The 15,582-nt window shown below is 33.0% G+C and carries 12 protein-coding genes and 1 tRNA gene; 7 read left to right on the top strand and 6 right to left on the bottom strand.

Annotated features, from left to right (window positions below; genetic code table 11):
• Positions 1-211: 211 nt before the first annotated feature.
• Positions 212-817 carry a sensor histidine kinase gene (locus tag EAH81_RS27920; protein ID WP_241676613.1) on the top strand — a complete coding sequence of 202 codons (606 nt, stop codon included), beginning with the start codon at positions 212-214 and terminating at the stop codon, positions 815-817.
• Entirely contained in the window at positions 793-1,491 is a 699-nt protein-coding gene (locus tag EAH81_RS21295; protein WP_140511028.1) for a LytR/AlgR family response regulator transcription factor, read from the top strand. Before EAH81_RS27920 ends, EAH81_RS21295 begins: the two co-directional genes overlap by 25 nt.
• 60 nt (positions 1,492-1,551) lie before the next feature.
• Here the strand turns inward: EAH81_RS21295 and EAH81_RS21290 are convergent, their stop codons facing one another.
• Positions 1,552-2,160, bottom strand: a complete 609-nt coding sequence (locus tag EAH81_RS21290) for a YkgJ family cysteine cluster protein (protein ID WP_140511027.1) — start codon at positions 2,158-2,160, stop codon at positions 1,552-1,554.
• A gap of 305 nt (positions 2,161-2,465) precedes the next feature.
• Here EAH81_RS21290 and EAH81_RS21285 point away from each other — a divergent pair, with 305 nt between their 5' ends.
• The 5 genes from EAH81_RS21285 (at position 2,466) to EAH81_RS21265 (ending at position 7,055) form a co-directional block, all read left to right on the top strand.
• Positions 2,466-2,927 (top strand): hypothetical protein, encoded by a 462-nt coding sequence (locus EAH81_RS21285; protein ID WP_140511026.1) that lies wholly within the window; start codon positions 2,466-2,468, stop codon positions 2,925-2,927.
• Between the two features lie 372 nt (positions 2,928-3,299).
• Positions 3,300-4,544, top strand: a complete 1,245-nt coding sequence (locus tag EAH81_RS21280; RefSeq protein ID WP_140511025.1) for a TMEM143 family protein — start codon at positions 3,300-3,302, stop codon at positions 4,542-4,544.
• Positions 4,545-4,725: 181 nt separating this feature from the next.
• Entirely contained in the window at positions 4,726-5,190 is a 465-nt protein-coding gene (locus EAH81_RS21275) for a DUF962 domain-containing protein (RefSeq protein WP_140511024.1), read from the top strand.
• 114 nt (positions 5,191-5,304) lie between these two features.
• Positions 5,305-5,985, top strand: coding sequence for a metal-dependent hydrolase (locus EAH81_RS21270; protein ID WP_140511023.1), 681 nt, complete (start codon positions 5,305-5,307; stop codon positions 5,983-5,985).
• A gap of 221 nt (positions 5,986-6,206) precedes the next feature.
• Positions 6,207-7,055: an alpha/beta fold hydrolase gene (locus EAH81_RS21265; protein ID WP_140511022.1), complete on the top strand. Its 849-nt coding sequence runs from the start codon at positions 6,207-6,209 to the stop codon at positions 7,053-7,055.
• An 86-nt stretch (positions 7,056-7,141) separates the two neighbouring features.
• On the opposite strand, the gene EAH81_RS21260 is transcribed toward EAH81_RS21265, so the two are convergent.
• The 5 genes from EAH81_RS21260 to ftsZ form a co-directional block, all read right to left on the bottom strand.
• Positions 7,142-8,041 (bottom strand): PorP/SprF family type IX secretion system membrane protein, encoded by a 900-nt coding sequence (locus EAH81_RS21260; protein ID WP_161595837.1) that lies wholly within the window; start codon positions 8,039-8,041, stop codon positions 7,142-7,144.
• A 59-nt stretch (positions 8,042-8,100) separates the two neighbouring features.
• Positions 8,101-11,952, bottom strand: coding sequence for a cadherin-like beta sandwich domain-containing protein (locus EAH81_RS21255; protein WP_140511020.1), 3,852 nt, complete (start codon positions 11,950-11,952; stop codon positions 8,101-8,103).
• A gap of 752 nt (positions 11,953-12,704) precedes the next feature.
• Positions 12,705-12,778, bottom strand: a tRNA-Arg gene (locus EAH81_RS21250).
• 65 nt (positions 12,779-12,843) lie between these two features.
• Positions 12,844-13,293 carry a GatB/YqeY domain-containing protein gene (locus EAH81_RS21245; protein WP_140511019.1) on the bottom strand — a complete coding sequence of 150 codons (450 nt, stop codon included), beginning with the start codon at positions 13,291-13,293 and terminating at the stop codon, positions 12,844-12,846.
• A 201-nt stretch (positions 13,294-13,494) separates the two neighbouring features.
• Positions 13,495-15,501: a cell division protein FtsZ gene (gene ftsZ, locus EAH81_RS21240; RefSeq protein WP_140511018.1), complete on the bottom strand. Its 2,007-nt coding sequence runs from the start codon at positions 15,499-15,501 to the stop codon at positions 13,495-13,497.
• Positions 15,502-15,582: the final 81 nt, after the last annotated feature.

Genomic DNA, 15,582 nt, shown 5'->3' with positions numbered 1-15,582 from the left:
TTTCAATGTTTTTATTATCACCCCCTTTTTATTCAAAAAAAAGTTTAAAACCTTTTTTACATTGTTTGTCATTTATTGGACTACTTTTTATTTTTTCATGAGCTGGCTTTTTCCGATCGTTGGATTAGGAGCCTTAAAAACGCTTCAAATTCTATCACTTATTATTAATGGAATATTTTTTTACTTTATTCATATTGTGATTACCAAAAAAATGATACAAACAGATAAGGATATTATGAATTACAAGTCAGAACTTTCCTTTTTAAAACAACAGCTCAATCCACATTTTTTGCTTAATGCAATGAATAATTTATATGGAGAATCTCTAACGGAACCTGATAAATTGCCCGACAGAATTTTGAATCTTTCAGACATGCTTCGATATCAGATTGAAGCCACTAAAAAAGATTATGTTTTGGTTGCCGAAGAAATTGACTTTGTTAAAAAATACATTGAATATTATACGTTTCGAAACGAAAGATTAAATGTGACTCAAAACTATGCAGGCGATTTTAACAACATCGATATTCCGCCTTTATTCTTTTTACCTTTGGTCGAAAATGCTGTTAAGTTTTCAGGCGAAACTGCTGAACCTTTTATTCTGTTGGATTTAAAAGTAAAATCACGACATTTATCTTTTACCCTGAAAAATAATTATTTAGAATCCGGTTCCAGGCTTTCGGGAACAGGAATTGGAATTGAAAATCTAAAAAGACGGCTCGAAGTCTACGGTTTGAAACATGAACTGAACTGCAAAAGAGAAAAAAATGCTTTTAGCGTAAAACTGAATATATGGGACTTACCTATCGTTGCCTGATCATTGATGACGAAACGCCTGCTCACAAGGCACTAGCATCGCATATCGCAAAATACGACGATCTGGAACATTCCGGAAGTGCTTTTAGTGGTATGGAAGCAGTAAAAATGCTCAACGAAAACAAATACGATATTATCTTTCTGGATATTAATATGCCTGTAATTTCTGGTATTGAATTAATGGAGTTACAACCCAATCGCCCAATAACCATTGTTACTACAGCATATTCTGACTTTGCACTTTCTGCTTATCAAAACGATGCTATCGATTATTTATTAAAACCTATTTCGTTGGAAAAATTCTCGAAAGCGATCGAAAAAGCCAGAACGTTTTACTCCGGAAAAAGTCTTAAAAAAGAAAATACTGCCACCGAAAGAACACTTTCATATCGTGCCAACGGTCAAATGATCGAGACACTTTTAAGTGATATTCTCTATATCGAAAGTCTGGGCAACTACATGAAATTGCACAGCAAAAAATTAAAATCTCCTCTAATTATCTACGGCTCGCTCTCTAATATTGCCGATGAAATCAATAGCAATGAATTTATTCAGGTTCATCGTTCTTATATTGTAAACACTCGCGAAATCTCGTCTAAAACGTTAAAAACACTTACGATGTCAAATGGAGAAATTATTCCTGTAGGGAGAAAATATCAGATTTTATTGTTTTAAATTTCAAAATGTATCAATTTGATTATTAGATATTTTTTGTTATTACGTTACAAAGTGTTGTTATGCAATATTCTCAAGTCCACCTGGAAATGGTCTGTAGGCGTAATAATGCAACACCTCTTCAATTGCCCTTTTTAGCGCTTCGTTTATTGGTAATAAAGTCATTCCCATTTTATAATCAATTTGTGCAAGCTGCATATAATAATCAGTAAAAATGGGTACATATTTTCCTTTATTAATTACTTCTTCAGCTGCATTAAAATTTTCTTGTTGTTCTTCTTTAATAATTTTACATGTTGCTAATCTTAGTTTTCCATATTTGTCTGTGTTAGCAGCATAACCAAAAAGACGGCATATTAATCCGCGATAACGATAATTGCTACAACTTCCTTTATGATGCTCTAATACGGAAAGTGGTCGATATAAAAGGCAATTTTTAGTAGTCGAATCATTCAGTTTTTCTAAGGTTTCTTCTGCTTTACCATTCAAAAATAAATGAAACGCCCAAGGTAAAAATTCTAAAGGAGAAGCATCTATATTTGGTTTAGAACAACATTTACCACAACCGGCATTGCAATACAAATTAGTTTCAGATTTGAAAGTGGTAATTTCAATTTCGAGACGATCAAACAATTCCTCAACCAGCCGAACTTTCTGTTCTATTGCCATTGTTTTTTTCGTAAGGTAGACTAATCAAAATGGCTCGTGCTACAACGGCAGTTTTATTGTGAATAGTTTATGTCTAATCCACAAAGTATTAATTATACAACTAAGCAAATGTTCTTGCGCTTCTCAAAAAAATCTACTAAAAACCTACACACCAAAATCCAGAAGTTTTTTTATACTTTTCAAAACTTGCAACCTTGACCAACCATAAATCTTTTCTTCAAAAAAAACCTTTAGCAAACTAATTTTTCCTACATAAATAATTATATTCGCAACGCCACTAATCGTTTAAAATAATTGTAGAAAAAATGACCATTTTTAAGTTCCTATTTAGAAAATCAGATTTAGAATGCCCCAGATGTCTAGGAAAAACTTTTGTCGATTGGGATGATATAAAACGTTTAAACAGACAACTAAAATGGGTTCCCGCGCCCTGTGCATATTGCCTTGGAACTGGGAAGGTTACTAAAGAGATGATTACAAATGTTCCTGTAGACTATACTTACCTCACTATAGATTTGCCGGAATCAGAAATGGATAAAATAAAAGAAGGCAACGAAGAAACACTGGAAAAAGGAAGACTACATGATCTTTTTTTAGACGATCTTATAAAATATGCTGACCATCATTACTCTATTAATAACATGGATGCTACAAGTATTGCCGATTTATATCTAAACACTGAAGACAAAACTGCTTTATTTTCGCTTGAAAGAAAAAATCTAATACAATTTATTGAGAAAGTAATTGAAATAAAAAGAACAAACTGAATTACTTCAGACAGTATCATTCCATTTATTCCGTAAAGTATTCACTACAAAAGTTACAAAAAATTTCTATAAAATCACAATCAACCTTAAAAACAGGTATAAATACGCATTGCCAGAATTTTATTAAGTGGTAAAATTGCGCTAAATAATTTTACTTTTAAAGTATAATTTTCCCGAAAGGAAGATTATAATAATGCTGTCATTTTTTTTGGAACAATTAAAGTGAGATTTCTAATCGTTGCCAACGATTAAAAGTCTCACTTTTTTTTGATTCATAAAATAAAAAAACTTTGTCTTAGAACCTCCAAACCTTTGAGCGTTTAAAAAAAAACCTTGTATCTTTGAGCCTTAGTACCTCAGAACCTACAAAATATGACACGAGAACATTATATTCCCTTCAACAAGGAATTCTTACTCGAACAACAAATAAACACTTTTGCCGAAGACCAAAAAAAAGTTGATGATTTTAAAAAACTGTTTGATATTATCGAGCATTATTTTCATTATGAAGCTTTTAATTTAAATCGAAATCTAAAACAAAATTATGCTTTGTTTGATCCGGATTTGAGTCTAAAAGAGCGAAAAGGTTTTATGGGTAAAAGTGATTTTTCGGTTTTTAAAGAAACATTACTTACAGTTTTAGAACAAGGAAATTATACTCGTATTGATCAGGAAACTTTGAATAAAGCGTTTCAGGATTCTGATTTGATTGGTTTAAAACTTTCAATTGATTTTAATGCATTCCAAGATTATGAATTATATGTTCGCGGACATCATAAATCAAAAGTAAAAGTAAAAAAATATTTCTTTTGGAAAAAAGAAATTGAGATCGAATACTACGATCGTGTTATGATTTATCTGCATTATAATGACACTCATTTTCTAAAGCAAAAGAAAGTCAAATTAGGTAAAATGCCTATTGAACCCGGATCTGTTGTTTTAAAAATTTTTAAGCGAGTTCCTAAAAATGATATCGAAACAATTTTTCCAAATGCAATTCCCAGAATGTCAACTACAGACAAATTGTTACTTTGGGTTCCGGGTATTTTTGGTGGAATTTCGCTATTAAGTGCTAAAGTAATTCCTGCTTTAATCAACATGTATGATGCTTATGAATCAGGAGAAACTATTGATTTATTAGATAGTAAAACATCACTTAATCAAGGTTTAATTGCGCTCGGAATTTTGTCCCTTTATTTGTTCCGTCAATACAACAACTTTGTTAATAAGAAAATTAAATATTCTAAAATACTCTCAGACAGTCTTTACTTTAAAAATCTAGGAAACAATAGCGGTGCTTTCTATTCACTCTTAAACTCTTCTGAAGAAGAAGTGCTGAAGGAAACGATTTTGGCTTATACTTTTTTATACAAGAGCAACGAACCTATTACTGCTGAAGAATTAGATTCTCAAATTGAATCCTGGTTCGAAACAAACCTAAAAACCGATCTTGATTTTGATGTAAAAGATGCTTTAGAAAAATTAAAAAACATTGGTCTTGGCATTGAAACCAATGGAAAATGGAAAGTTCTGCCTCTTGACCAAGCATTAATTTCCATAGATAAATTATGGGATAATGTTTTTGATTACAATCAGGTTCAAAGTTACAAAGGCTAAAGTTACAAAGGGCTAAGAAACTAAGACTTCGTTTATGTTCAATATTAAGAATGTTTTTAAGTGTCATAAATAAATATTACCACAAGATCTTTATAACTTTCAACCTCTAAACCTTTACTACTTTGAGCCTTTGCACCTTCCAAAAATTTTATTAGATTTACGTATACCTAAATCCAAAACAATGAGAACATTAGAACAATGGTTTGAAGAGTATGCCGTAAGTCATCAGAATCCAAAAAATAAAGCAATTCATTATGTTTGTGTGCCCGCAATTTACTTTTCGATAGTAGGTTTATTAATGAGTATTCCAAGTACTATAATTGCCAATACTTTAAAACTTAATGCTCCAATTATTGAAAATTGGGCTGCTGTTGTATTAATTTTTGTTCTTATTTTTTATATCCGATTATCGGTTGCAATGGCCGTTAAGATTGCGATTTTATCAGCGATTTGTTTGGTTGTTAATTATTACATAGGGCAAGTTTTCCCGTTATGGATCTTTTCTATTGGTGTTTTTATAATCGCCTGGATAGGGCAATTCTACGGACATAATATTGAAGGTAAGAAACCGTCCTTCTTAAAAGATCTTCAGTTTTTAATGATTGGACCGGCTTGGGTTGTAGAAAATTTGTTTTCCAAAAAATAATCGATCATTAACTTAAATCTTTTTTGCATTCTTAACTACACACAGATGAATGGCATATCATTTGAATTATAAAAATCTAAATTTCAGATATTTATTAATTCAAATAGCTTTATTATGAAAGTAACTTATTATGGTCATTCCTGTTTCTCTGTTTTAGTAAATGGAAAACATATTCTTTTTGATCCCTTTATTTCGGGTAATGAACTTGCAAAAAACATAAATATTGACGAAATAAAAGCAGATTATATTTTGATTTCGCATGCACATTACGATCACATTTTGGACGTTGAAAGGATCGCAAAAAATACTGGTGCTAAAGTTCTCGGAAATTTTGAAATATATAACTGGCTTCTAAAAAACGGAATCGAAAATGCACACCCAATTAATCCGGGAGGTAAATTTGACTTTGATTTTGGAACAGTAAAATGTGTAATAGCACAGCATCCAAGTAGTTTTATGGATGGTTCTTATGGCGGAATTGCCTGTGGATTTGTATTAACTACTGTCGACGGAAATTTTTACTACAGTGGAGATACAGCTTTGACTCTCGACATGCAGCTTATCACAAAATTTACTAAACTTGATTTTGCCATTTTTCCAATTGGAGATGGATTAACCATGGGAATTGAAGAAGCTATTGAAGCTTCAAAACTTGTAGTGGTTGATAAAATATTAGGTGTTCATTACGATACTTTTGGTTTCATTGTTATGGATCATCAAAAAGCTTTAAGCGCATTTACAAAAGAAAACCTAAACCTGTTTTTACCCAAAATTGGCGAAACAATCGAATTGTAATTTTTCTATATTTCGCTAAAACTTATCTTTTTAACGAAATAAAACAGAAACCAAAAACTCTCAAAATAGTTCATTATCTCTAAAATCCTGGATTTATAAATATTTTTAACAAAGGCATCAAAATTGTTTGTCTGAATTTATCATGAACCCAAAATTCAGAACAATGAAAGCATTTACAACTTCATTTGTTTTTTTTGATGCTAACTTTAAATTTATCCATTATGAATGCACAAACAATTAATGCCTTGAATTCGAAAACAGAATATGCTGATGTTTCGGGACGAAAAATTGCCTATCGCTCTATTGGAAACGGAGATCCAATTGTTTTGGTAAACCGTTTTAGAGGAACTCTTGACACTTGGGATCCCCTATTTTTAGATGGACTTGCCGAAAAATATAGAGTAATTACCTTTGATTATTCAGGTATTGGTTATTCTAGCGGAACTTTAGCAACAGATTTACAAGATGTTGCTAAAGACGTAAAAGATCTGACTGATTTCTTGAAAATAAAAAAAATAATCGTCCTGGGCTGGTCCTATGGCGGATTAGTGGCACAGGTAGCTACTTTGCAATATTCTGATCTCATTACTCAAACTGTATTATTAGGAACGGGACCTCCTGGAGAAAGAATTATTCCGCTTGAACAGGCCTTTCTTGATGCTGCTTTAAAACCTGTGAATGATTTTAATGATGAGATTGTACTTTTCTTTGAGCCAACTTCTGAAGAGAGCAAAAAACAGGCTAAAGCTTCGCATGACCGAATTGCAAAAAGATTAGATGTTTCTAAAATCCCCTCTACAATGGATGTTTTTCAACTTTATTTTAAAGGTAGTGCAGGATTGACCGAAGACAAAGAAAACTTTAAAGGGAAACTTGAAAACACCAAAACTCCGATTCTTATTATTTCCGGAGATCATGATATTAGTTTTGCCGTTGAAAACTGGTATCCACTAACCCGAAAACTTTCTACATCACAATTAATCGTGCTTCCTCAAACCGGGCACGCTCCACAACATCAACATGTGACTTTAGTGGTTAATTATATTGATAATTTTCTTCAAAATAAATAAACATAAAAAAAGCTGAGGAATACATTACGTATTTCTCAGCTTCTTATTTACTCCCTATAAATTTACCAATTTATAAATGCATTTTATTACATTTTATAACTAAGTCCACATTCAAAAGTATTGTTTGCATAAGCACCTAATGCCCCAAAATATTTAGAGTACGCAAGGAAAATGCCCAAATCATCAAGCGAAATTCCAAATGCTGTAGAAACCGTTTTATTGGTATGGTAAAACGCAGATATGTTCATTTTATAATCTGGAAAATTAAATCTTCCACCCATATCCAAGATATCCTTGTACCCCTTAACACCTCTAAAAGCTACCAATGGTTCAATGTTTAAATTCTCATCTTCATTTGACAATAATATCTTGTAGCTCACTGCTGAATAAAAAGTAGAGCGATCTGCATATTTTTTAATACCATTATCATTTTCATAGAAAAAATTATGAAGTTGTGGCAATGATGCCTGAACTGTTAGTAATCTGCTAGTATAAGCAATACCCAAATCTCCATCAAAAATGGCGCCTTGATTATAGTTTTGTAGCGCAATGTCATCCAGGCTTCCTTCCACTTTAGCATAATCTATAGAAGAAAATTTTGCACCCGCAGACAAACCGAAATGTATCTTTTGATCAACTCCTATTGGCAAATGATAAGCATAAGTTCCCATTATCCTTGTTCTATTGATTAAACCTGCTCTGTCGCTATTAACATTTAATCCAAGTCCCGTTCTGTTTCCAGAATTATACTCTAATGTAGCATTCATTAATATCGGATTTCCCGGAACTTCATCCCATTGTCGCTGATAACCTATGTTAAATTTAACTCCTTTATCCAACCCTGCCATTGCAGGGTTGTTTAAATATTGATTTTGAAAATACATAGCATCGTATTCTGTTAGCTGTGCATTTGCGGAATTTGTTCCTAATATAATAAGGAACATCATTACCTGTATATAGATTACTCTCATTGATTTAATTTTCATCGTATTCATTTCTGTATGGTTATTCTTTTAACCTTTTTTACTATTCTATATTCTTTTTCTTAATTGTTATCTCTAATAATTGAAATGAACCCTTTCATTTTAGGTGACCCATTTCCTAAATCAATTAAATAGTAATAAGTATCCTCGTTAAGTGGAGATCCTTTGTAAGTACCATCCCACTCATTGGTATAATTGTTTTTAGAATACACTAATCTAGCTGCTCTATCAAATACTTTAACGGAATTGTTTGGGTATTTATCCAGACCCGGAACGATCCAGAAATCATTCTTACCATCTCCGTTTGGAGTAATAATGTTTGTTGGTATAATTGCCTGTGGTATAGCATCTGCTCTATTTACAACAACAATATATGTTTCTTGTGTACCGTCTGGCGCTGTAACAACTACAGTAATTTCATTTTCTCCAACCTTTAAATCTATTGGAGATTTGTTATCAGTAATTGTTATTCCATCAACAATCATTTCAACCTTTGCATCTGGATCGATTGCTTTAGGTGTAATTATAATTGAGTCCGTTTCATATGGCACATCTACGCTATAACCCTTTGTATCTGTATTAAAGGCTGGACTTAAAGTACCATCACTTACAACAATATCAGATAAACCCGCATCACTAGATAACGGAGCTTCTTCTCTGGTAACAACTACTGTATAAGTAGTAGTCGTTCCGTCCTGAGCTGTTACTACAGTTGTAATTGTATTCTCACCTACTTTTAACGGAAGGTCTGTTGAGGCTGTTCCACTAGGAACTTCTTTTCCATTTACGGTTACTGTCGCCGTAGTATCTGTCGTAATTGGTGTAACAGTAATATTTGCAATATCGTAAGGTACTGTAGCTGTATAAGCTATAATTCCCTCTGCAAAAGCCGGACTTAAAGTTCCTTCGCTAATCGCTAAATCTGTTAAGCCTGAATTATTAGATAAAGGAGCTTCTTCTCTAGTAACAACTACTGTATAAGTAGTAGTCGTACCGTCTTGAGCTGTTACTACAGTTTTAATTGTATTTTCACCTACTTTTAACGGAAGGTCTGTTGAGGCAGTTCCACTAGGAACTTCTTTTCCATTTATGGTTACTGTTGCTGTAGTATCTGCTGTAATTGGTGTAACAGTGATATTTGCAATATCATAAGGTACTGTAGCTGTATAAGCTATAGTTCCCTCTGCAAAAGCCGGACTTAAAGTTCCTTCACTAATCGCTAAATCTGTTAAGCCTGAATTACTCGAAGATGCTCTTGTAACAATTACTGTATATGTATTAATCGTTCCGTCCTGAGCTGTAACTACTGTAGTAATTGTGTTTTCACCTACTTGTAAAGGAAGTCCTCCCGAAGCTGTTCCACTAGGAACTTCTTTTCCATTTACTGTTATCGTTGCTGTTGTGTCTGCACTAACTGGTGTTACTTTAATATTTGTAACATCATTAGGTACTGTGGCAATGTATTTTGTAGTTCCTTCTGCAAAAGCTGGACTCAAAGTACCATCACTGATTGCTAAATCTGTTAAACCAGCATTACTTGAGGCTGGCTCTCTAGCGATAGTTATTACATAATCTTTATAAGTTAGATTATCCTGAGCTAATACTCTTGTAATAATCGTATTTGAACCTACTTGTAAATTAACAACTTCAAAAGGAGTTCCACTAACAACAGCTATATTATTTACTTTTATTGTTGCGGTTACATCCTTAGCAGTTGGTGTTACTGTAACACTTGTTTGTTTGTAAGGCACAGATATTGCATTATAAGCAAAAGTTCCTTCTACAAAAAGTGGTGATAAAGGACCATTACTAATCGTAAGATTTCCTAAACCTGCTTCTTTTAAAGGATTTACTGTAAAATTACCTGCAGTATAGGTAATATCGTAATTTTCCGCCTTTGCTCCACTAACTGTAATAGATTGTGGATATGAACCAAAATTAGTGTTTTTATCAACTGTAGTAGTAATTACAGGTTGTGCAGTTAAAACCACATTAGTTTCTTCATTTACAAATTTATTATATGTAAATGTAAGTGTTGGATTTTCTTCTCCGTAATTTTTCACCAAATTATCTGCTATGATAGTAAGTTTTGCTTTATTTACGGTACTTTTTGCAACTGGTATTACAATCGAAGTTGTAGTAGTACCACTACTTAAAATTACAGTTCCGGAAAGATAGTCTCCTGCTCTCGTTGTTGCTTTTAATCGAACATAAACTGTTCTAGTTATAGTAGCCCCAGCTGGAATAGTAACAGTATTACTAAAATTCTTATCAACATCAAAACTTACTTCAAACTCTGATGATGGAGTAACTAAAATATTTTCAACCATAGCCATAGCAGTTAAAACAAAACTACTTGGTGCTGATGGTGTACCATATTCTGTAGTAAGTGCTGCTATAGTACTTTTATCTACAGCCATTGTTGGCCCAACGTTAATAATACCATTGTTACGAACGAAAAAAGTATCGTCCGTGTTAACAGCATTAGAAAGTTTGCTTCCCCATGACCCACCTGCTCCAAGTGCGCCTCCCAATTTTATAGTTTTTGCAGTATGTACTAAAGTAGCCCCTAGATCTACAACTATATTACTTGCAATAGAAATAGTTTCATTTATTGTAGTTTGTGCCGCAAAAGTTTTAGTACCATTTCCTGATAATGTTAGATTATTATAAGTTATTGATCCTGCTCCTAAATTTTGAGCTCCACCATTAAATTCTACTGTTCCTGTACCTGCAATAAAACTACCTCCATTATCAATTACATCTCCTGAAAATTTCAAAAGACTTGAATCAGCATTTAATATTCCTTGAAATCTAATCCAATTAGTAAAGGAATGTGTCAAACCTGTTCCAAGATTAAGTGTTCCGGCTACCCCATTAAACGTTAAAGTTCCTGAAGTCATGTCTTGTGTAAAAGTAGCTTTACCGCTATTTTTAGCCATAATAATTCCTTTCGATGTAAAGCCATCAATACTTTGAGATTCTGCATCTCCATCAATATAAATTACACCATCAGATATCAATTTCCCCTTGTTAATTAAATTACCTCCAAAATAAAAATTAGACTGCCCTGAAATTAGTAATGACGCCCTGCCAGCTATAGAAAGAGGTGTGTCTTTACCAATTTTTTTCTCGACAGCAATAGTAACTGCACCAGTATTGGCAATTACAATACCTCCGGTAGAAGTAAAATATGGTATCCATTCCGGCCCGGCTGTGTGTGATACAGAACTATTATATTTTAAAGTCGCATTATTACCATAAGTTGGCGGTGCTGACGTTGTTGCCGTCCCTTCCATTGAAAGAGTGTTATTTACCCCCGTATTACTAGTTGTAATTGTTTTTAAACCACTACCAGAAAGTGTTAAATTATTATAGACATAAACACCTACTGTCTGGGGAGCGGTACTGTTATACTCTACCTTTCCTGTTCCGGCATTCAATGTACCGCCTGTCATTGTACCACCAATAGTTAAGTTACCTGCTCCGGTAAAAGTCACATCATTTTGTAGTGGTCCACCATTCATTTTAACATCTCCAGTAATGAATAGATTTCCTGTACCAATACGTAAACTTGTACCACTATCCATCTCTAAGGAATTATCAACAATAAGAATACCATCTCCGTTTACAGACAAAACAACACCACCAGGAATTGAATTTGACAACTTAATAGACTTACAATACGCATCACCAACTATTATAGGTTGAAAAGCTGTATTCGGTATAATGACATCATCGCCTGCAACTGGTCTGCGACTAGGATTCCAGTTAGCAGGGGTATCCCAATCCTGAGCACTACCTGCGTTACCCCCTTTCCAGGTAATAATATTTTGCCCATACCCTAAATCAAACAAAAGAAAGGCCAATACAATAAGTAAATTTTTGTTCATTTTAATTTTTATTCTATTCATTTTAGTTTTTAATTTTTTTTCATTTTTTTAGTTATTTTCTCCTCATTTTTTTTAATCCATATTGCTCATTTTACATTTATACTCCGTTTTTTTATACAACACTCTTTTAAAAAACAATTTTTCACGTTTCTTAACACCAAATTCATGCTACTTTAAAAGAAAAATAAGCAGACAGAATTTTACCTGCCAATTTTTTTAAGTTCTCCATTTTCTAAGATAAAACTCAACATTTCGAAAATTGAGTGATTAAAACCAACTCCATAAAATAAATTTCTCCCAAATTCGTTAGAGTTTGCATAAATTCTACATTGTTCAATACACTCCACAATTGAATTCTCAATTAATAAGTTTACTACTATTTGAGAATTATTTTTCTGTTAGAAATGAAGTACCTTACTGATCTTTAAATCATTAAAAAATAAGATATACCGTACAATAAATATTTATTTAATAATTCAAATATGACAATAAATTGAATGTATTATTGCCACTAAAAATTTTAAGATGAATAAAAAAAGACATTTTTTGCAAAAAAATAAATGCTAAAAAAAATCGAAAAAGAATAATAATCAAGGAATTCTACCTGTAAAAAAGGCAAGCATTTTTACACAACATCTAATGAATACTTGTGTAGAGTTTGAAAAAGAAAATAAGAAGAAAGAATTAATCATGAACTAAGTTGTCTGAGACAAGCCTTAAATTCAGACAAAAAAAAGGCAAAATACATTACTTATGTATTTTGCCTTTTTTTGTGACCACGGAGGGGTTCGAACCCCCAACCCTCAGAGCCGAAATCTGATATTCTATCCAGTTGAACTACGTGGTCTTTATTATTATAGATCTTAGAGTTTAGATTATGAATTGAAAATCTAAACTCTAAAATTTAATTTCTTAAACTAATAATTTTTTAACGATTGTCGAAATTGTTTTTCCTTCAGCAGTTCCGCCTAATTGTGCAGATGCTAATCCCATAACTTTACCCATAGAAGCAATTCCGGATGCTCCAGTTTCAGCAATGATTTTTGCAATTACAGCTTCTACTTCTTCCTCACTTAATTGTGCAGGAAGGAATTTTTCGATTACAGCAATTTGTGCTAATTCTGGCTCAGCAAGATCAGGGCGGTTTTGTTCTGTAAAAATTCTGGCACTTTCTTTACGGGTTTTAACTAGTCTTTGAAGTAATTTAACTTCATCATCTTCTGTTAACTCTTCTTTAGAACCTGAAGCCGTTGCAGCTAATAGCATTTCAGATTTAATTGCTCTTAATGCCTCTAATGCTACTGTATCTTTTGCTCTCATGGCGGTTTTGATCTCGTCCATGATTAATGTTTGTAAACTCATTTCTTAATTTTATTTAAATAAGCTAAGCTTATAGATTGATTATTTATTTGAATTTGCTTTTGACCTTGTCAACCTTACAATAAGATTCACTTTTAAAGTCTAAGAAAGAAGTCAAATTCTAAATTCTGTGCGAAGATAAAAAAAATAACCCGAAAATTAAATCCAATTTTCGGGCTATCCGTATTTATTATGATAACAATATTAATCTACATTGTCGTGTAAAAAGGAATTGTTTGATCTTAATTGCAAATCGTTGTTACTATCTGTCCCAACTGATATTCTCGAACTGTTGTTATTTGACTGTGAATTAGACAAATCGATTCCTAATCTTTTGTAAGCAGGCTCTTTTTCAAGTTCATCAATTCTGGAAACATTATTATGGAATTTATAATTAAATTCTTTTAGTTTCTTTCTTCTTTCATCAGCTCTTAAACGCAACGTCTCCTCAATTGTTAATTCCATTGGAGAAACATTTGATGTTGTTGAATAATCAGCTTCGCTTGCAAAATCTCTTGGTTTCATTGTGATATTTAATTCCTCTGGAATTACATCTTCTATCACTTTTTCAACCGGTTTTGATGCTGTTAAATCATTTTCAACCTCCATATATTCTTCTAACGAATATTTGATGATTCCTTTATCCGAAACTTCTGTAACCGGCACAAATTGTACAGGATCATTTACTTTTATATTGCGAGTCTCATTTGATAATTCGAATAAGATTTTAGTTTCTTGCTGTTCAGCAACTGGCTCTCTTTTTACTTCTGGCTCTGATCTGTAAAGCGGTAAATCAAATGAAAAAGTAGTTTGCTCTTCTCTTTCAAAAGTTCTCTGCTGAACTGGTTTCACTTCCTGAAAAGCTTGCACCTCAGGAGCAGGCGTTGATATTGTAAAATCAATATCTGTAATTGGCGAAACAATTTCAAAAGTTACATCCAGATTTTTGATAAACTCAGACATAACTACCAATTCTTCCTGATTAATAGTTGGAGCAACTGCAACTGGAGCAACCGGAGTTGGTACTACGGGAGCAACCGTATCAGCAAACGAGGTATCTTCCATTAAATCAAAAACAATCTTTTCTTCTGATTTTACAGTAGGTGTTTCTGTATTTACATCAAAAGATGTTAATGTTTTATTTGTTAAATCATAAACACTTCTTTGGTCATCTCCTAATGTATGGATGATTTTTTTAGGTTCAGTATTTACAATTTCGTTTTGTTGTTCAACATCAAAACCTGTTGCAATAATAGTCACCGCAATAGCATCACCAAGAGTTTCGTCTTCACCAACTCCCATGATAATATTAGCATTGTGACCTGCTTCTACCTGAATGTGATCATTGATTTCTCCAATCTCATCCAGTGTAATTTCGTTTGATCCAGAAACGATAAGCAACAATACGTTTTTGGCTCCTGTAATTTTGTTGTCGTTTAACAACGGAGAATCCAATGCCGAAACGATAGCATCTTTTGCTCTGTTCTCACCCGCAGCAACAGAAGACCCCATGATAGCTGTTCCACTATTTGATAAAACAGTTTTAGCATCACGTAAATCGATATTTTGAGTATAGTGGTGCGTAATTACTTCGGCAATACCTCTTGAGGCTGTTGCCAAAACTTCATCTGCTTTTGAGAATCCGGCTTTAAAACCTAGATTTCCGTATACTTCTCTTAATTTATTATTATTAATTACAATTAACGAATCGACCTGCTTGCGCAATTTTTCGATTCCTAAAAGTGCTTGTTCCTGACGAACTTTCCCTTCAAACTGAAACGGAATTGTCACGATACCAACGGTAAGGATTTCTCTTTCTTTTGCCAATTGTGCAATTACCGGAGCAGCACCTGTACCTGTTCCTCCACCCATACCAGCGGTAATAAATACCATCTTGGTACCACGGTCCAGCATTTTCTCGATATCAGCGATACTTTCAATAGCAGATTGCTGTCCTACATCAGGATTTGCTCCTGCTCCAAGACCTTCTGTCAGATTCATACCCAACTGAATTTTGTTAGGTACTGAACTGTTCTGTAGTGCCTGTGAATCGGTATTACAAACGATAAAATCTACGCCTTTAATACCTTGCTTAAACATGTGGTTGATAGCGTTACTACCACCTCCACCTACACCTATTACTTTGATAACATTTGATTGGTTTTTTGGTAAATCAAATGAAATACTTCCAAATTCTGAGTTGCTCATCATCTTTTTGGTTTTTGAAATTCTTATTTAATACATTTTTTACTTCTTGACTTGGGGCCAATAGTAACTCCTTTTCTCTTATTA

Source organism: Flavobacterium pectinovorum (genome assembly GCF_006438875.1).
Lineage (GTDB): Bacteria > Bacteroidota > Bacteroidia > Flavobacteriales > Flavobacteriaceae > Flavobacterium > Flavobacterium pectinovorum_A.
The sequence above is the reverse complement of the archived record's forward strand: the minus strand, read 5'-3'. Positions and strand labels throughout refer to the sequence as shown.